Below are 16,756 nucleotides of genomic sequence, written 5' to 3' on the forward strand. Positions count from 1 at the left end.
ACCGGCGTATCCGAGACGGCACTGATGACCCTCCAGGTCCGGGCCAGCGAAGCCCGCCGACCCGACGGCATCATCGACGATCCGGTGGCGGTCGAGTTGGTGGACCGTATCGACTTCGATTTCGCCAAGTTCGGTTATTCGAGCCGTCCCGACATGGCGCTGCGCGCGTTGGCGTTCGACCGCGCCACCCGCGACTATCTGCGCGACCACCCGAAGGCCACCGTGGTGGCGCTGGCCGAAGGCTTTCAGACCAGCTTCTACCGACTCTCCGCGGCTGAGCCCGATCCGCAATTCCATTGGCTGACAGTCGATCTACCGCCGATGATCGAGGTCCGCAGCAAGCTGTTGCCGCCCTCGGACCGGGTTTCGGTGTGCGCACAGTCGGCGTTGGACTACAGCTGGATGGACCAGGTCGACACCTCCGAGGGCGTCTTCATCACGGCCGAAGGCCTGCTGATGTACCTGCAGCCCGAAGAGTCATTGGGGCTGATCGCCGAGTGCGCCAAACGGTTCCCGGGCGGACGGCTGATGTTCGATTCACCGCCCGCCCTGTTCGCCGGATTGGTCGGACGCGGGATGCGGACCTCCTTGCGCTACCGGGTGCCGCCCATGCCGTTCACCCTGTCGGCAAGCCAAGCCGCGCGATTGGTCGACACCATCCCGGGTGTGCGCGCAGTGCATGACGTCGAACTACCCGCCAGCCGCAGCGCAATACTCAACGCCATGATGTGGACGGCGCAGCGACTCCCCTCGTTGTTCGACGCGGTCCGGCCCGCCATGACCCTGCTCGAATTCGGCTAGCACTCCCGCGCGAAGACGCACCCCATCGGGCAATATGACCGGATGGTTGCGCTCTCATGGAAGCCGGTAGGACCGGACGCCGCTGTCGTCGCGCCCGACGAACGGCTCAGCTGGCCCCGCACCATCGGTATCGGCGCACAGCATGTGGTGGCGATGTTCGGCGCCACCTTCCTGGTGCCGGTGCTGACCGGTTTCCCGCCGGCCACCACGCTGTTGTTCTCCGGCGTCGGCACAATTCTGTTCCTGCTGATCACCGGAAACCGGCTGCCGAGTTATCTCGGATCCAGCTTCTCGGTGATCGCGCCGGTGACCGCCGCGGTCGCGTCGCACGGAACCGGTAGCGCGCTGGGCGGTTTGATCGCCGTGGGTGTGCTGCTGATCCTCGTCGGCGGGGTCGTGCATCTGGTCGGCACGCACTGGCTGGATGTCACGCTGCCGCCGGTGGTCACCGGTGCGATCGTCGCCCTCATCGGGTTCAACCTGGCCCCGGCGGCGAAGCACAATTTCGAGAAGGGACCGCTGGTCGGCCTGGTGACGCTGGTCCTGCTGGTCGCGACGCTGGCGTTCTTCCGCGGCATCGTCGGCCGGCTGGCCATCTTCCTCGCCGTGGTCATCGGCTATCTGCTGGCGCTGGCCCTCGGCGAGGTCGACACCGCGGCCATCGCTGCCGCCCCGTGGATCGGGCTGCCCGAATTCCACGGTCCGTCATTCAGTCTGGCGGTCCTGCCGATGTTCCTGCCGGCAGTCATCGCGCTGATCGCCGAGAACATCGGGCACGTGAAATCAGTAGGCCAGATGACCGGCCGCGATCTGGATCCGCTGATGGGACGGGCGCTGGCGGCCGACGGAGTCGCCACCGTGCTGGCCGGAGCGGGCGGTGGATCGGCCACCACCACCTATGCCGAGAACATCGGGGTGATGGCCGCAACGCGCATCTACTCCACCGCGGCGTATTGGGTCGCCGCCGTGGTGGCCGTCGTACTGTCGTTGTGTCCCAAGGTCGGTGCCGCCATCTCCGCCATTCCGCCGGGCGTGCTGGGCGGCGCGACGATCGTGCTCTACGGTCTGGTCGGCATCCTCGGGGTGCGGATCTGGCTGACCAACCACGTGGATTTCTCCCAGCCGATCAACCAGATGACCGCCGCCATCCCGCTCATCATCGGCATCGCCGATTTCACCTGGCAGGCCGGACCATTGACGTTCACCGGTATCGCGCTGGGTTCCATTGCGGCGCTGGTGATCTACCACGCCATGCGCGGGCTGGCCGCCGTCCGCGGCGCGCACTGACCTTGCCGCCGAAACGGCATTCCGGCAGGCCTCGTCTCGCACTTTCGCTGCTGGAATGCCGTTTCGGCGGGAGGAGCTAGCCGGCCCAGACGTCTTCGACGTAGCGGTCGGTGTTGACCAGGCCGGTGAGCCAGGCGCGGGCCGCATCGTCGTCGGCGCCGGTCCGGCTGCGGTAGATGTCCTGGAACGCGGCGCGCACCGCGGGCGCCATCCGGGCACCGTCACCGCACACGTAGACATGGGTGTCGTTGTCCGGGTTGCCCAGCATGTCCCAGACCTCGTCGGCGTCCGCGGCGATCCGGTCCTGCACGTACCTGACCTCATCACCGGCCCGGGAAAACGCCGGCCGCATCCGGACGATGCCAAGGCGTTCGGCGTCCTCGGCCTCGTCGCGGAACAGGTAGTCCACGTCGGGATGACGCACGCCGAAGAAACACAGGGCGGCGGTGAACGGCTCCCCCGCTTCCAGCGCACCCAACCGATCGCCGATGAATCCCCGGAAGGGAGCAACGCCCGTGCCGGCACTGACCAGGATGACGTTGCGGGTCGGGTCGGCGCCGGCCCGGAAGGCTTGGCGCGCCGGATCGACGCGCATCCGGATTTGCTGTCCCGGAACGGAATCCGCGAGGTAGCTGGATGAGACGCCACGGAACAAGCCGGAGCCGGATCGGGCCGGCCCTTCCAGCACCCCCACGACCAGCTCGACTTCCCGGACCCGACGCCGGGACGACGTGGCGATCGAATAGTGGCGCGGGGACATCGGTTCGAACAGTTCCAGCAGTTCTACACGGCTGAGCTGCGTGGCCGGGAATTCCGCCAGGCACTCGGTGATGCTCAATGCGCGCGCCTCGGGCTCGTCGGCCAATGCGGTCAGCGCGGCACGCTCCGGCGGACATGGGTTCGCCGCCGCGAGCCGGAGCAACTGGCTACGAGTGGCCGGCTTGCGGAGCTCGAGGAAGTGCGTAAGCAGTTCGCGCACAGTGACTTCCCGGTCGATCGGGATGGCCCGCCGCGTACTGCGCCGTGGGTTGATCGAGATGCGGCGATCGAGGCGCAGGTCCAGCAGTTCACCGACCTCGTCGACGAGCGCGGGGGTGTTGTCGGGCAGCACGGTGAGGTGGTCGCCGGTCTGATAGTCAACGCCGTCGGGCAGGGCGATGCGGATCAACCGCTTGTCCTGTCCGAACTCGGAGCCGGTGTCCACCAGCGGAATGTTGTCCAGCACCGTGGCCGGCTGCACCTGGTAGCGGGCGTCGATCGCGGCGGTGACGGGCCCGTCGATGGCGCGCAGATCGTAGAGAGACTCGTCGGCCACGGGTTCATCCGTGGCAACGGCGCCGAAGACGCCGCCGAGCGCATTCCACAGTGCCACCGAGAAGTCCTCGACCACGCCGGCGAAGTCACCCGAGGTGTCGGCTTCGACCATCGGAAGGAGTTGTGTAGCACCGAGTTCCGCGAGCCGCGCGTCGATGCGCCGGGGTATCGCCATATAGGTCTCGGCCCAGTTGCGGTCTCCGACACCGAGAACCGCGTACGGCACCGCAGATACCTGGCTGGCCGCACCGTCCAACCAGTCCACGAACGCGCGGGCGTCGTCGGTCGGCATCCCGTTGTACGACGCGGCGACGATCACGACCGCACCCTGGTCCGGCAGCGCGCCGGTCGCGGAATCCAAAGCAGCGACGGTTGTTTCATAGCCGAGGTCGACGGCTTCATCGCCGAGTTGCTGCGCCAGCGCCCGGCAGTTGCCGAGGTTCGACCCATGCAGCACAAGCAGTTTCGTGCCCGACGGCACGGCAGCGCGGGATTGCGTCACCGGCGCCGCCAGCACGGCCGCGGGCGCCTGCCGACGGTCCTCCGGGGTACGGCGGATGAGCTTGAGCTGGAAGCCTTCCGGCTTGCGCAGCAGGTCGCTGTGGGTGCGCAGGGTGTAGTGCTCGACGTCCACGAACCGGTAGCGGTGGACCAGCGTCGCGATCGCCATCGTCGCTTCATGGAGCGCGAACTGGCGCCCGATACAGGACCGCGCGCCGGTCCCGAACGGCTTGAACAGGTTGACCGGACGCTGTCCGGCACGGTCGGTGCCGAATCGGTCCGGGTCGAAGATCTCGGCGTTGTCGCCCCACTCGGGCTGGCGGTGCAGCGACGACGTCAGCACCGTCACCGCTTCACCCTGCCGCACCGGATACTTGCCACCGATCACGGTGTCCGCCAGCGCCATTCGATCGAACTCCCGCACCGGCGGGGACAGCCGCAGCGTCTCGTCGATGATCTGGCGGATGTAGGTGAGCTTGCCGATCTCGTCGAAGGCCGGCACGTGGTCGTCCTCGGGGCCGAAGAGCGCGTCGACCTCCATCTGCGCCCGGTGCAGCACCGCCGGGTTCTTGACGATGCTGTACAGCGCGGTCGGCATCACCGTCGACGTGGTGTCCTGCCCGGCGACCAGGAACGTGGCGATCTGATTGCGGATGCTGTCGTCGTCGAGGATCGGGGCGCCGTCGGGTCCCGGTTGCAGCATCAAGGCCAGCAGGTCGTCGATGTCCACCTCACCGGCGCGGTGCTGGGCGATGAGGTCGGTGATGAAGCTGAACAGCTTGCCGCGCTCGGCCTGGAACACCGCTTGGTCACCGTTGGCGCCGGCCAGCACCTGGTCCAGGGTGGCCGCGAAACTCGCGGGAATGTCGGCGAGTCCGTCGTGCTGATAGGAGTCGAACCGCGCGCCGAACCCGGCCAGGCCGACGGTGTCCATCGCGAGCTTGGCCAGGTCACCCGCGACATCCACGGTGCGGGCGCCGACGGCCGCGTCCCACTGCTCGATCAGCTGCCGGTTGATGTCCAACATCGCCGGGTGATAGCTGCGCAGTCCGCTGAAGCTGAAGCCAGGGATCAGGACGTCGTGCGCCTCCTGCCAGCCGTCCTCGCCGGGGTAGGCGGTGAACAATCCGTTGCCGACCACCGGGCGGAACCTGGCTAACCGGTCCGTCAGGGCCTTGGTGAACCGGGTCTCGTCACACAGTTCGTCGACCAGCGCCAGGGAGCAGGCGTACAGCCGTCGACTGGCACCGAAGTCGGCGTAGAACAGCGGGCCGTATTGCTCGGCCAGCAAATCCAGTGGCAACGAATAGGGCCGTCCGGGCACAGGCCCGGACGGCAATTCGACGCCTACAGCTGAAGGGACACCAGGGATTTCGGGCGGTACAGCTGGCGAGAACATCTCCACTCACGCCAGCGTAAACGGCAACCCTGAGCGGCGATCAGGAAACCGGCGCGTGCACCCGAACTTCTGCCCGCTCCGCGGCGGCGAACCGCAGGTTCGGGTCGGCGACCGGTCCGTTGCGCAGCACCTCGCGGTCAAGGTTGTAGTTCATCGACATGGTCCACGGTCCTTCGACGCCCTGCCGCGGCAGCGTGTCAGCGACTCGCTGCACGTACCCGGCAGCGAAGTCCAGCAGTGGCTTGGTCTCCATTCCCGCGCCGTCGAACACCGGTCGGACACTGTCGAAGCCGCCCTCGTCCATATGGCTCAGCAGCCGGCAGAAGTGCTCGCACAGCAGCCCGACCTTGAGCGTCCACGACGAGTTGGTGTAACCGAAGGCAAAGGCGAAGTTCGGTACGCCCGACAGCATGATGCCCTTGTAGGCGACGGTGTCGGAGAGGTTCACCGCCTGACCATCGACTGTCAGCGACATCCCACCGAACAGTTGGACGTTCAAACCCGTTGCGGTGACGATGATGTCCGCGTCCAGGTGCTGCCCGGACTCCAGCTCGATGCCGGTCTCGGTGAAGGTAGCGATGCGGTCGGTGACAACCGATGCCTTGCCGGCGCTGATCGCCTTGAACAGATCCGCGTCCGGAACCGCGCACAGCCGTTGGTCCCACGGGTTGTAGGCGGGGCTGAAGTGCTCGTCGACCGGGTATCCCGCGGGCAACTGCTTGGCATTGATCGAGCGGATCAGTTTCCGCGCCACGGTGGGGAGCTTCTGGCAAAAGGTATACACCGCACGCTGTTTCGCGATGTTCTTGCGACGGGCCAGCGCGTAGCCGCGGTCTGCGCCGAGTAGGCGACCGGCCGCATTCGCGAAGGCGTCCTTGGCCGGCACCGGCATGATGTAGGTCGGCGAGCGCTGCAGCATGGTGACGTGCGCGGCGGTGGCGGCCATCGACGGCACCAGCGTCACCGCCGTCGCGCCGCTGCCGATGATGACGACCTTCTTGCCGGTGTAATCGAGGTCCTCGGGCCAGTGCTGCGGGTGCACGATCTGCCCCGCGAAGCGGTCGCGGCCTGGGAACTGCGGGGTGAAGCCCTGGTCGTAGCGGTAGTAGCCGCCGGCGCAGAACAGCCAATTGGCCGAAATTTGCACCAGTTCGTCGGTGTCGGTGCGCTCGACGTCGACGAGCCAGCGCGCGGTGTCGCTGTCCCAGGCCGCACCGAGGACCTTGTGGTGGAACCGGATGTTGCGGTCAATGTTGTTCTCGCGGACCGTCTCTCGCAGGTACGCCAGAATCTTGTCGGCGGAGGCGATGGCGTCTTCGTCACGCCACGGCTTGAATTCGTAGCCGAAAGTGTGCAGGTCGGAGTCGGAGCGAATGCCGGGGTACCGGAACAGATCCCAGGTCCCGCCCGTCGCGCCGCGGGACTCCAGGATCGCGTACGACCGTCCCGGGTGTTCCTGCTGCAGGTAGTAGGCGGCGCCGATGCCGGAGATTCCGGCGCCGACGATCAGCACGTCGACCTGGGTGGTGGTGGCGGTGTGCTCCATTGCAGACTCCCTGTTGGCGGTGGTGGGCGTGATAACAATGTTGGCGCCGACGCCCACTCAACTGAAGGTCAAAACAGCTCAACTTTCGCGACTAGTGGTGCATTGTGCACCTCACGCGATAACCTGACCCGATGGCCGAAACGCGACCGTCACCGCAGGTACGCGACCTGATTCGGCAGTGCGCACAGGTCGTCGTCAACGCCCGGCCGGAATGGCTCGACGAACTCGACCAAGCCGTACTGGGCGCCAATCCGGCCATCGCGTCGGACCCGGAACTGGCAGCGGCCATCAGTCGCAGCAACCGGTCGAATCTGCTGTTCTGGGGCGCGGCCAACGTGCACGACCCGGGCGCACCGGTACCAGCCAACGTCACCTCGGAGCCCATCGCCGTCGCCCGGGAGCTGGTCCGTCGAGGTGTCGATTCGTACTCCTTGGACGCGTACCGGGTCGGCGAAGGCGTGGCGTGGCGACGCTTGATGGACATCGCCTTCGAATTGAGCTCCGACCCGGCAGACCTGCACGAGATGCTCACCGTGTGCTCGCGGTCCATCAGCGAGTTCATCGAAACCACCTTGGGCGCCATCGCCGCGCAAATCGAACTCGAGCGTGACGAGCTGACGCGCGGCAGCCACGCCGAGCGGCGCGAGACGGTCGCACTGCTACTGGACGGCGCGCCCATCCCCCGACAGCGCGCCGAAAGCCGACTCGGTTACGGGCTCGGCGGCACCCACACCGCCGCCGTCATCTGGACCGACAATCCGAATGGCGATCTGTCCCAACTGGATCGGGCTGCCGAGGCATTCGGACGAGGCGGGCGCGTACGTCCGCTGACCGTGTCGGCCAGCACCGCCACGCGGTGGGTATGGACACCGGGCGCACCCGACATCGCCACCCTGGCGTCAGCCGCCGGCAGCGAGGTCCGCATCGCGATCGGTTCCACCGGTCCCGGGGTGGACGGCTTCCGGCGCAGCCACTTCGATGCGCTCACCACGCAGCAGATGATGGCGCGGCTGCGCTCGCCTCAACAGATCGCCGAGTACACCGATATCGAGCTGGTGGCGCTGCTCACCGCGGACGCCGACCGCGCGGCGGTGTTCGTCAAACGAGTCCTCGGTGACCTGGAAACCGCCAGTCCGGAATTACGTTCTGCGGTGAGGATATTCGTCCGCGAGCAATGCAATGTATCCCGCGCTGCCGGCAAGCTCTTCACACATCGCAACACCCTGCTGCGCAGACTGGCCCGCGCCGACGAACTCCTGCCACGCCCGCTGGCCGACAACAGCGTCGAGGTCGGCGTCGCGCTGGACGTGTTACATTGGCGCGGTTGACGGTTGGCGCGCCGGCCACCATGGCACTTGCCGTCCAGAGCCGTCACCATGTGCTGACAATGTCACGTATTGTGACGGCTCCCAGCGCGCACCAATGGGGAGACCGCGGCGGTCCGCTGCGCGCGAGGGTGCACACAGATCGCCGGATCCGCGAAATCGGCACTCGGACTGCACATTCGCGGGCGCGCCGGGGCGCTATTCGAAAGCCGCATCCAGGTACCGCAGTGCGTCGGCTTTCAGCACACCCAACGCTCGGGCGGTGTCGGCGAAGGCGTTCGCGGCATCCACCATCGCCGCGGCAGCCGGGTCGGCGGCGGCGACGAAAGTGCCTGACCTCCCCCGGGTTTCGAGGACACCGGCGGTTTCGAGCTCGCGGTAGGCCCGGGCGACGGTGTTGGCCGCCATTCCCAGCGTGCCGGCCAGGTCGCGCACCGTGGGCAGCCTGGTCCCGGCAGGCAGGCGCCCGCTACGAATGGCCTCGATGATCTGCAGTCGCAACTGGTCGAACAACGGCCCCGCGTGCGGATCGAGGCGCACCCACTCCCCGAAATCGGTCATCCGCCGAGTATGACCGACGACGCCGACGCCCAACGTCCCCGCCCGTGAAGTGGCCCAGATCACCCCAAACCCGATAACGTGGTCGGATGCGGGTGACGGTGTTCAGCGGTGCGGGGATGTCCGCCGACAGTGGCGTACCGACCTTCCGGGACGCCGAGACCGGCCTATGGGCCAACACCGACCCGTATGAGATCTCCAGTTCGGATGCCTGGCGCCGCCACCCCGAGCGAGTGTTCGCCTGGTACCTGTGGCGCCACCACATGATGGGCAACGTGTCCCCCAACGACGGGCACCGTGCGGTGGCCGCGTGGCAGGACTACACCGAGGTCGACATCGTCACCCAGAACATCGACAACCTGCACGAGCGGGCCGGCAGCACGCGGGTCCACCATCTGCACGGCAGCTTGTTCCAATTCCATTGCGATAGTTGCAAAGCCAACTTCGAAGGCACGCTGCCGGACATGCCCGAGCCTGCGATCACCGTCGAGCCACCGGAGTGCTACTGCGGCGGTCTGGTGCGGCCCAACGTGGTGTGGTTCGGCGAGAACCTGCCCTCCGATGCGTGGAACAACTCCGTCGCGGCGGTCAGCACCGCCGACCTGGTGATCACCGTCGGTACGTCGTCGGTGGTGTACCCGGCGGCATCTCTGCCGGAAGCGGCTGTGCAGCAGGGTATTCCGGTGATCGAGGTCAACCCGAAGCCGACGCCGTTCTCCGATCAGGCCACGGTGTCCCTGCGGGAAACCGCGGCCACCGCGCTACCCACCCTGTTGCAGCGCCTGCCCGAACTGCTGTCGACGATCAAGCAGGCCTGACGGCCCGTCCCAACGCCGCCTCCGAAAGCGGTACCCAGCCCGGCAGCATCAGCACCCGGCGGGCGTCGGCGACCTGGAATCCCGCACCGACGATGCTCTGCTCGGTTTCCCGGTGTGCGTGACAGTTGCCCGAAATCTTCGGCCAGAACGTCGAATCCAGGAAGGTCTGCACCCGGCCCCGCACCCCGTCGCTGGCGACGTGCTCGAAGTAGCGCAGTTCGCCACCCGGCTTGAGCCGTGAATACATCTGCCGCAGCACGCTTTCCGGTTCGTCGACCGAACACAAGACCAGGGAGCACACCACCGCGTCGAAAAGGTCGTCGCTGTCGAAGTTCTCGACGGTCTCGGTGCGGACGGTCACCGGAACGGGTGCGGCCAGCGCCGCTTCCCGGGCCAGCGGCGCCAGCCGGACCTCCGGTTCGACGGCCACCACCTCGGTCACGGTGTCCGGGTAGAAGGCGAAGTTGGTCCCGGTGCCGGCACCGATCTCCAGCACCCGGCCGGTCAGTCCGGCCAGATTGTCCTGACGCAGTTTCTTCATGAACTTGCGCTCGCGCGACGACATCGCGATCCACATGCGGGCGAAGAACGGGTTGTCCACCGTAGTGTCGGTCATCGTCAGGCACCTTTCATTCGCTCGACCAGCTGCTGCGGTGTCGCATCCGGTCCGGCCAGTCCTCTCACCATGCCACCGAGGCACGCGGCGCTGAGCACCTGGTCTGCGAAGTCCTCGAGATCGCCGAACGGCAGATACGGCCGCGAGATGAACTGTGCCGCCAGACCGTGCGCCACCGTCCACAATCCGAGCGCCGTCACCGTCACGTCTCCAGACGGATAACTGCCCTCGTCCATCAGGGCCTGCACCGAATCCCGCATGTGCACGAAGGCCGCGGTATTGAGGGCCTCGTCCACGTTGCTGCCCGGATGCCCTTCGGACATCATGGCGATCCGGTAGAGCTCGGGGTTCTGCCGGGCGAAGCGGACGTACGCCAGTCCCTGTGCGCGCAACCGGTCGATCGTCGTCGGTTGGTCGGCGGCCACCTGCTGCATGACGTCGTCGAGCCGTTCGAAGTACCGGCCGCAGACCGCGTCCAACAAGGCGTCCTTGTCGGCGAAATGCAGGTAGATCGACGGCGGGGTGATGCCCACCCGCTGCGAGACCGACCGGATGGACACCGCCTTCTCCTGATTGGATTCCAGGAGCAATTCAGTTGCCGCGTCGAGGATTTCGTCGCGCAGCTGATCCCCCGACCCGCGCGGGGCACGACGCCGCTTGGTCTCGGTCATTGCGCTCCGCACGCCGACGGCACGGGTGGCTCGGCCGCACCGGACTCACTGATACCGATGCGTTTGTGCAGCCGGGCCAGTGGCGCCGGCGCCCACCAGTTCCACCGTCCCATCAGGTGCATGAAGGCCGGCACGAGCACGGTCCGGACCAGGGTGGCGTCCACCAGGACGGCGATGGTCAGCCCGAGGCCGAACATCCGCATGAACGACACCTCCGCGGCGATCAGCGCGCCGAACGATATCGACATCACCAGGGCCGCGGCGGTGATCACGCGGCCGGTGTGGGCCAGCCCGAGCGCGACGCTCTCGTCGTTGTCCCTCTCGACCAGCCAGAACTCACGGATGCGGGCGACGAGGAACACTTCGTAGTCCATCGACAGTCCGAACGCGATGCAGAACAGCAGCACCGGCATGTTGGATGCCAACGTCCCGGTGGCCGTGGTGCCGAGCGCGCCCAGATGGCCGTCCTGGAAGATCCAGACCAGTGCGCCGAAGGCAGCGGTGAGCGAAAGAACATTGAGCACAACGGCTTTCACCGGAAGCACCACGCTGCCGGTGAGCAGGAACAGCAGCCCGAGCGTGATGACGGCGATGGCGGCCAGCACCCACGGCAGCCGGTCGGTGACAGCCTGCACGCTGTCGTGGCTGATCTGCGCCACGCCGGCGAGCTGCACGGTGCGCCCGTCCGGTCCCTTGACCGCGTGCACCGCGTCGAGTTGCGCCTGCGACGCGTCGGAGAACAGCGGAGCACTGCTGCCGATGGTCAGGAAGGCGCTGCCGTCGACGATCGCGGCACCGGGACCGGCCGGCCCCACCTTCCGTCCGCCGACGAATGTTCCGGTCGGCGCCGTCACTTCGGTGACGGCGGCGACGCGCGAGAGGTCGGCGGCGTAGGCATCGAAGGCTGCCGGAGCCAATCCGGCGGCGTCGGGAATGACGGCCGTGATGTCGGTGGCCGAGTTGTTGGCGAAGTCGTTGCGCAGCTGGTCCCCCACCTGATGCGCGGACGCCGTTGTCGGCAGCACCCGCTCATCGGGGAAACCCCATTTCGCGCTGAGGAAAGGTGCGCCCAAGACCAACAGCAGCGCGACGACGGCCAGACCGGCGGATATCGAGCGGCGCATCACCGCCTTCGCGGCGCGGTACCAGAACATCTCCTGCACCGGCTTGGGTGTGGTGTTGCGCCGGAACAGATGCGGCAGGCTGAGGGCGTCGAGCCGGTCGCCGAGCAGCCAGATGGCGGCCGGCGTGACGATCACCGCGGCCGCGGCGGCGAACGCGACGGTCGCGATGCCGGCGTAGGCGATGGACGTGAGGAAGTACATCGGGAACATCAGCATCGCTGCCATCGACAGGCCGACCGTCGTCGCCGAGAACAACACGGTGCGGCCCGCGGTGACCATGGTGCGGATCAACGCCTTTTCCCGGGGCTGCCCCTCGGCCACCTCATCGCGATACCGGCTGATGATCAACAGCGTGTAGTCGATGGCGAGGGCCAGCCCGAGGGCCGTGGCCACATTCAGCGCGAACACGGACACGTCGGTGAAGAACGTGATGGTCCGCAGCACCGCGAGCGTGCCGGTCATCGCCAGCCCGCCGACCAGGATGGGGAGCGCGGCGGCGACCAGTCCGCCGAACACCCACACCAGCACCAGGAAGCTGAGCGGTATCGCGATGGATTCCATGACGAGCAGGTCGTGCTCGGTCTGCGTGTTGATCTGGGAGTAGACCATGGCCCCACCGCCGGCCTTGACGGTGACGCCCGGCCGGTCGTGCACCACCTGATCGGCGAGTTCCTGGGCGTACTTCTGCGCGTTGTTCTCGCCGCCGTTCATCCCGGCCACGATCAGCCCGGACTTACCGTCCTTGCTGATCAGCTCCCCGGCCGCTGCCGGCGGCACCGTCCAGGCCGAGGACACGTAAGCGACATGGGGTGAGGCCTTGAGGTGGTCGACGATGTCGCGGGCTGCCGACGAGGCCGCCGGCCCGTGCACCCCGTCGGGCGCGGTGACGGTAACCAGCATGGGCATGTCGCCCTGGTGGAACTTGGTGGCCAGTAGCCGACTGGCTTGTGAGGACTCCGCCTTCGGGTCTTGGAAACCGCCCGCGGGCAAGGTCTTGACCACTGGGACGCCGAAGATTGCCGCAGCGATCAGGACCAGCCCTGCCAGCGCCAGAATTCTCCTCGGCGCGGCGATGGCCAGCAGCGCAATGCGGTTCAGCATGGATTCCCCTTCACGAAACACCGCTAAGTTAACGACGATAACTTAGGCGTGTCAACAGTCGCTCACCGTGGTCACGAGATCTATTGACGTCTGGTTCACCCGGCCTACCAGGCACTATCCGCGTGATCGCCGTCATGTTTGCTACTGGCCAGTGAACTAAGCTGCGATCAGGAGCCCGTACAGCGCATCAAGATCACCCGTGGCCTTGTGGAATGTGAGCTACCCACCGGTTACTTAGGGGTCCGGGTTGGCCAACCTACCCACCGGTAAGAATTGCCAGCGTTTTCCGAATCGTGACTCAAAGATTTCTTAATAGCGACCCATAGCCTCATAGACATGTGGATCGACGACACCAACGCAGATGTCATCAAAGTAGATTTCGATGCCCTGTACCACGGGGACGTCCTGATCGAGGGTGACACGTCCGAGCAGTTCCCCGACCTCGCCGAGGCCGTCTGATTCCGCGGGTCCACCCGCGAGTCTGACGCCGCGCTGAGGCGCTACCGTCCGTGCGCTCGAACGGCGCACAAGGACTCGTAGGGGTAATTACCAGCATCAAAGCCGCCGACCGACAAGGTCGGCGGCTTTTTGTGTGTCCGGGTCATGCCACCCCAAAACGACTGAGGGCCGCGACTCCCGTGGAGTCGCGGCCCTCAGCACAGTTGTGTCGGTTAGACGGAAGCCAACTCGGCTTCGCCGGCTCCGACCATTCCGGCCAGGCGGCCGGTGATGATCTCCTCGGCTTCCCCGACGATGCGGCTGATCAGCTCGTCGCAGGTCGGGATGTCGTGGATCAGACCCATGACGGTGCCCGCGGTCCAGATGCCGGCGTCGACGTCGCCGTTCTCGAACACCTTGCGGCCCCGCACGCCGGCCACCAGATCCTTGACGTCCTCGAACTGGCCACCGCCCTTGAGGATTTCCACCACCTCACGCGAGACGGCATTGGACGCCACGCGCGCGGTGTTCTTCAGGCTGCGGAAGATCAGCTCGGTGCCCCGCTCGTCGGTCGCCACGATGGCTTCCTTGACGTTCTGGTGGATGCACGACTCGACGGTGCACATGAACCGCGTGCCCATGTTGATGCCGTCCGCACCCAACGCCAGCGCCGCCACCAGGCCACGCGCATCCCCGAAACCGCCGGAGGCGATCATCGGGATCTCGATCTCCTTGGCCGCGGCCGGGATCAGCACCAGGCCGGGCACGTCGTCCTCACCGGGGTGACCGGCGCACTCGAAACCGTCGATGCTGATGCCGTCGACACCCAGGCTCTGGGCCTTGACCGCGTGGCGCACCGAGGTGCACTTGTGCAGGACCTTGATGCCCGCATCATGGAACATCGGCAGGTGCGGGCCGGGGTTGGAACCGGCCGTCTCCACGATCTTGATACCGGCGTCGACGATCACCTTGCGGTACTCGTCGTACGGCGGCGGGTTGATCGACGGCAGGATCGTCAGGTTCACACCGAACGGCTTGTCCGTCAGGTCGCGGGTCTTGGCGATCTCGTTGGCCAGATCAGCCGGCGTCGGCTGCGTCAGCGCGGTGATGAAACCCAGACCGCCCGCATTGGCAACGGCGGCAACCAGTTCCGCGCGACCGACCCACTGCATGCCGCCCTGGGCGATCGGGTGCTCGACACCGAACGTCTCGGTGAACTTCGTAGAAATTGCCATCAGCTGTGCTCCTTGCTCTTCGCGCAGGCGCTCATCGCGGCGCCATCCGGATCGCACCATCCAGGCGGATGACCTCGCCGTTGAGCATCGGGTTCTCGATGATGTGCTGCGCCAGGAAGCCGTACTCGTCGGGGTCGCCCAGGCGAGCCGGGTGCGGCACCTGCTGGCCCAGCGACTTCTGTGCCTCTTCGGGCAGCGAGCCCAGCAGCGGGGTCTTGAACAGACCGGGCGCGATGGTGCAGACGCGGATCAGCTCACGCGACAGGTCGCGGGCGATCGGCAGGGTCATGCCGACGACGCCGCCCTTGGACGCCGAGTACGCGGCCTGACCGATCTGGCCGTCGTACGCCGCCACCGAGGCGGTGTTGATGATGACGCCCTTCTCGCCGTCGACCGCCTCGGTCTTGGCGATGCGCTCGGCCGACAGGCGGATGACGTTGAAGGTGCCGATCAGGTTGACCTCGACCACCTTGCGGAAACCGGCCAGCGGGAACGCGCCGTCCTTGCTCAGCGTCTTGATGGCGTTGCCGATGCCGGCACAGTTGACGTTGATCCGGACCGGGCCCATTTCCTCGGCCGCGTCCAGCGCCGCGCTGACACCGGCCTCGTCGGTGACGTCGGTGGCGACGAACTTGGCGCGCGGGCCCAGCTCGGCGACGACGTCCTCACCCTTGAGGTCGATGACGACGACGCTGCCGCCGGCGTCGAGCAGACGCTTGGTGGTCGCCAGGCCCAGGCCCGACGCGCCACCCGTCACGACGGCTACGGAATCTTTGATCTGCATTGATGCAATCCCTTCTTGTTACGGAAATCTGCTGCGGCCTCAGGCCCAGTCGCGCAGGACCGACTCGGTGTCGGATCCGGGCGCGCGCGGCGGTGTCGGCGTGGCCGGCACGGTGCGGGAGAACCGCGGCGCCGGCATCGGCTCGAGGTTGCCGCCGTCTTCGGGAGCGAACCGGAAGAAGGTGTCGCGCTCGGCGATGTGCGGCTCGGTCTCGACCTCGGCGAAGCTGAGCACGGGGCTGACGCACGCGTCCGAGCCGGTGAAGACCTTGGTCCAGTGGTCGCGGGTCTGCGCCTTGAAGGCGGTGGTGAAGATGTCGCGCAGTTCGGGCCACCGGGCGACGTCGTTCTGGTCCGGCAGGGCGGCCGGGTCCAGTTCCAGCTTGGCCAGCAGCTCGGCGTAGAACTGCGGCTCGATCGAGCCGACGGCCATGTACTTGCCGTCGGCCGTCTCATAGGTGTCGTAGTACGGCGCGCCCGTGTCGAGCATGTTGACGCCGCGGTCGTCGCGCCACATGCCCTGCCGACGGAAGCTCCACATCATCTGCATCAGCACGCTGGAGCCGTCGACCATCGCGGCGTCGACCACTTGACCCTTGCCCGAGGTCTGCCGCTCGAACAGCGCCGAGAGGATGCCGACGAGCAGGAACATCGAGCCACCGCCGAAATCACCGGCAAGGTTGAGCGGCGGCACGGGACGCTCGCCCTGGCGGCCGACGGCGTGCAGCAGGCCGTTCAGGGAGATGTAGTTGATGTCGTGGCCGGCCTGCAGGGCCCGCGGGCCGGTCTGGCCCCAACCGGTCATGCGGCCGTAGATCAGCCGTTCGTTGACCTTCGCACAGTCCTCGGGTCCCAGACCCAGACGCTCGGTGACGCCCGGTCGGAAACCTTCGATGAGGACGTCGGCCTTCTTGATCAGGGACAGCACCAGCTCGCGGCCCTCATCGCTCTTCATGTCAGCGGTGACAGAGCGGCGGTTGCGCAGCATGGAGTCGGCGCTCGGCTTGCCGGACTTGCTCGGGCGTTCCACGCGCACCACGTCGGCGCCCAGGTCTCCGAGAATCATCGCCGCGTGCGGGCCCGGGCCGATGCCGGCCAGCTCGACAACGCGCAGTCCCTGCAATGGTCCAGCCATTTTCATGCACCTCTTGGTAGATCGTTTGATCCCAGTCGTGTTGACCGCGACATAGCTTACTTGTATAACGAAGTCTGTCTAGTGCGGGCATCTGGCCCGCCCAT

14 protein-coding genes are annotated in these 16,756 nt (G+C 66.8%); 5 read left to right on the forward strand and 9 right to left on the reverse strand.

Translation table 11 applies throughout. The features are described from left to right. Nucleotides 1-24: 24 nt before the first annotated feature. Together ACNO8X_RS25285 and ACNO8X_RS25290 are read left to right on the forward strand one after the other, a co-directional pair. The gene (locus tag ACNO8X_RS25285; protein ID WP_418006031.1) at nucleotides 25-801 is read left to right on the forward strand and encodes a class I SAM-dependent methyltransferase; all 777 of its coding nucleotides are present in this window, start codon (nucleotides 25-27) and stop codon (nucleotides 799-801) included. A gap of 42 nt (nucleotides 802-843) precedes the next feature. Continuing rightward, entirely contained in the window at nucleotides 844-2,088 is a 1,245-nt protein-coding gene (locus tag ACNO8X_RS25290; RefSeq protein ID WP_418003222.1) for a uracil-xanthine permease family protein, read from the forward strand. Nucleotides 2,089-2,164: 76 nt separating this feature from the next. Here the strand turns inward: ACNO8X_RS25290 and ACNO8X_RS25295 are convergent, their stop codons facing one another. Together ACNO8X_RS25295 and ACNO8X_RS25300 are read right to left on the reverse strand one after the other, a co-directional pair. Continuing rightward, a complete protein-coding gene (locus ACNO8X_RS25295; RefSeq protein WP_418006032.1) occupies nucleotides 2,165-5,302 on the reverse strand; it encodes a cytochrome P450 in 3,138 nt (1,045 codons plus the stop codon). Between the two features lie 40 nt (nucleotides 5,303-5,342). Continuing rightward, a complete protein-coding gene (locus ACNO8X_RS25300) occupies nucleotides 5,343-6,848 on the reverse strand; it encodes a flavin-containing monooxygenase (RefSeq protein ID WP_418003223.1) in 1,506 nt (501 codons plus the stop codon). 131 nt (nucleotides 6,849-6,979) lie between these two features. Here ACNO8X_RS25300 and ACNO8X_RS25305 point away from each other — a divergent pair, with 131 nt between their 5' ends. Further along, complete coding sequence (locus tag ACNO8X_RS25305) at nucleotides 6,980-8,176, forward strand: PucR family transcriptional regulator (protein WP_418003224.1); 1,197 nt, start codon at nucleotides 6,980-6,982, stop codon at nucleotides 8,174-8,176. Between the two features lie 195 nt (nucleotides 8,177-8,371). Here the strand turns inward: ACNO8X_RS25305 and ACNO8X_RS25310 are convergent, their stop codons facing one another. After that, nucleotides 8,372-8,734, reverse strand: a complete 363-nt coding sequence (locus ACNO8X_RS25310; RefSeq protein WP_071288916.1) for a GntR family transcriptional regulator — start codon at nucleotides 8,732-8,734, stop codon at nucleotides 8,372-8,374. 86 nt (nucleotides 8,735-8,820) lie between these two features. Here ACNO8X_RS25310 and ACNO8X_RS25315 point away from each other — a divergent pair, with 86 nt between their 5' ends. Further along, nucleotides 8,821-9,549 carry an NAD-dependent deacylase gene (locus tag ACNO8X_RS25315; protein WP_071288915.1) on the forward strand — a complete coding sequence of 243 codons (729 nt, stop codon included), beginning with the start codon at nucleotides 8,821-8,823 and terminating at the stop codon, nucleotides 9,547-9,549. Here the strand turns inward: ACNO8X_RS25315 and ACNO8X_RS25320 are convergent. From ACNO8X_RS25320 to ACNO8X_RS25330, 3 genes are read right to left on the reverse strand one after another with little or no spacing between them, the layout of a single operon-like run. Further along, nucleotides 9,536-10,165 (reverse strand): class I SAM-dependent methyltransferase, encoded by a 630-nt coding sequence (locus ACNO8X_RS25320; RefSeq protein WP_418003225.1) that lies wholly within the window; start codon nucleotides 10,163-10,165, stop codon nucleotides 9,536-9,538. The genes ACNO8X_RS25315 and ACNO8X_RS25320 overlap by 14 nt on opposite strands. Nucleotides 10,166-10,167: 2 nt before the next feature. Beyond that, on the reverse strand, nucleotides 10,168-10,836 hold the full coding sequence (locus tag ACNO8X_RS25325; protein WP_418003226.1) for a TetR/AcrR family transcriptional regulator: 669 nt from the start codon (nucleotides 10,834-10,836) through the stop codon (nucleotides 10,168-10,170). Further along, a complete protein-coding gene (locus ACNO8X_RS25330) occupies nucleotides 10,833-13,061 on the reverse strand; it encodes an MMPL family transporter (RefSeq protein ID WP_418003227.1) in 2,229 nt (742 codons plus the stop codon). Before ACNO8X_RS25330 ends, ACNO8X_RS25325 begins: the two co-directional genes overlap by 4 nt. 336 nt (nucleotides 13,062-13,397) lie before the next feature. Between ACNO8X_RS25330 and ACNO8X_RS25335 the strand changes: the two genes are divergently transcribed. After that, a complete protein-coding gene (locus tag ACNO8X_RS25335) occupies nucleotides 13,398-13,520 on the forward strand; it encodes a hypothetical protein (protein WP_020099274.1) in 123 nt (40 codons plus the stop codon). A 212-nt stretch (nucleotides 13,521-13,732) separates the two neighbouring features. Here ACNO8X_RS25335 and ACNO8X_RS25340 read toward each other — a convergent pair whose 3' ends face one another. Genes ACNO8X_RS25340 through ACNO8X_RS25350 form a run of 3 tightly spaced genes read right to left on the reverse strand, consistent with a single transcriptional unit; the run spans nucleotide 13,733 to nucleotide 16,652 of the window. After that, nucleotides 13,733-14,734: an NAD(P)H-dependent flavin oxidoreductase gene (locus ACNO8X_RS25340; RefSeq protein WP_418003228.1), complete on the reverse strand. Its 1,002-nt coding sequence runs from the start codon at nucleotides 14,732-14,734 to the stop codon at nucleotides 13,733-13,735. Between the two features lie 31 nt (nucleotides 14,735-14,765). Next, entirely contained in the window at nucleotides 14,766-15,518 is a 753-nt protein-coding gene (locus tag ACNO8X_RS25345) for a 3-hydroxyacyl-CoA dehydrogenase (RefSeq protein ID WP_071288912.1), read from the reverse strand. 39 nt (nucleotides 15,519-15,557) lie between these two features. After that, a complete protein-coding gene (locus tag ACNO8X_RS25350; protein ID WP_418003229.1) occupies nucleotides 15,558-16,652 on the reverse strand; it encodes a CaiB/BaiF CoA transferase family protein in 1,095 nt (364 codons plus the stop codon). Nucleotides 16,653-16,756 lie beyond the last annotated feature (104 nt).

Source organism: Mycobacterium sp. PDNC021, from assembly GCF_048282635.1.
Classification (GTDB): Bacteria; Actinomycetota; Actinomycetes; order Mycobacteriales; family Mycobacteriaceae; genus Mycobacterium; species Mycobacterium llatzerense.

Coding starts and splice junctions, on each gene's coding strand:
- ACNO8X_RS25310 (WP_071288916.1), bottom strand. CDS start 8,734: ATGACCGATTTCGGGGAGTGGGTGCGCCTCGATCCGCACGCGGGGCCG.
- ACNO8X_RS25325 (WP_418003226.1), bottom strand. CDS start 10,836: ATGACCGAGACCAAGCGGCGTCGTGCCCCGCGCGGGTCGGGGGATCAG.
- ACNO8X_RS25285 (WP_418006031.1), top strand. CDS start 25: ATGACCCTCCAGGTCCGGGCCAGCGAAGCCCGCCGACCCGACGGCATC.
- ACNO8X_RS25305 (WP_418003224.1), top strand. CDS start 6,980: ATGGCCGAAACGCGACCGTCACCGCAGGTACGCGACCTGATTCGGCAG.
- ACNO8X_RS25345 (WP_071288912.1), bottom strand. CDS start 15,518: ATGCAGATCAAAGATTCCGTAGCCGTCGTGACGGGTGGCGCGTCGGGC.
- ACNO8X_RS25320 (WP_418003225.1), bottom strand. CDS start 10,165: ATGACCGACACTACGGTGGACAACCCGTTCTTCGCCCGCATGTGGATC.
- ACNO8X_RS25350 (WP_418003229.1), bottom strand. CDS start 16,652: ATGGCTGGACCATTGCAGGGACTGCGCGTTGTCGAGCTGGCCGGCATC.
- ACNO8X_RS25340 (WP_418003228.1), bottom strand. CDS start 14,734: ATGGCAATTTCTACGAAGTTCACCGAGACGTTCGGTGTCGAGCACCCG.
- ACNO8X_RS25315 (WP_071288915.1), top strand. CDS start 8,821: ATGCGGGTGACGGTGTTCAGCGGTGCGGGGATGTCCGCCGACAGTGGC.
- ACNO8X_RS25295 (WP_418006032.1), bottom strand. CDS start 5,302: ATGTTCTCGCCAGCTGTACCGCCCGAAATCCCTGGTGTCCCTTCAGCT.
- ACNO8X_RS25290 (WP_418003222.1), top strand. CDS start 844: ATGGTTGCGCTCTCATGGAAGCCGGTAGGACCGGACGCCGCTGTCGTC.
- ACNO8X_RS25335 (WP_020099274.1), top strand. CDS start 13,398: ATGTGGATCGACGACACCAACGCAGATGTCATCAAAGTAGATTTCGAT.
- ACNO8X_RS25300 (WP_418003223.1), bottom strand. CDS start 6,848: ATGGAGCACACCGCCACCACCACCCAGGTCGACGTGCTGATCGTCGGC.
- ACNO8X_RS25330 (WP_418003227.1), bottom strand. CDS start 13,061: ATGCTGAACCGCATTGCGCTGCTGGCCATCGCCGCGCCGAGGAGAATT.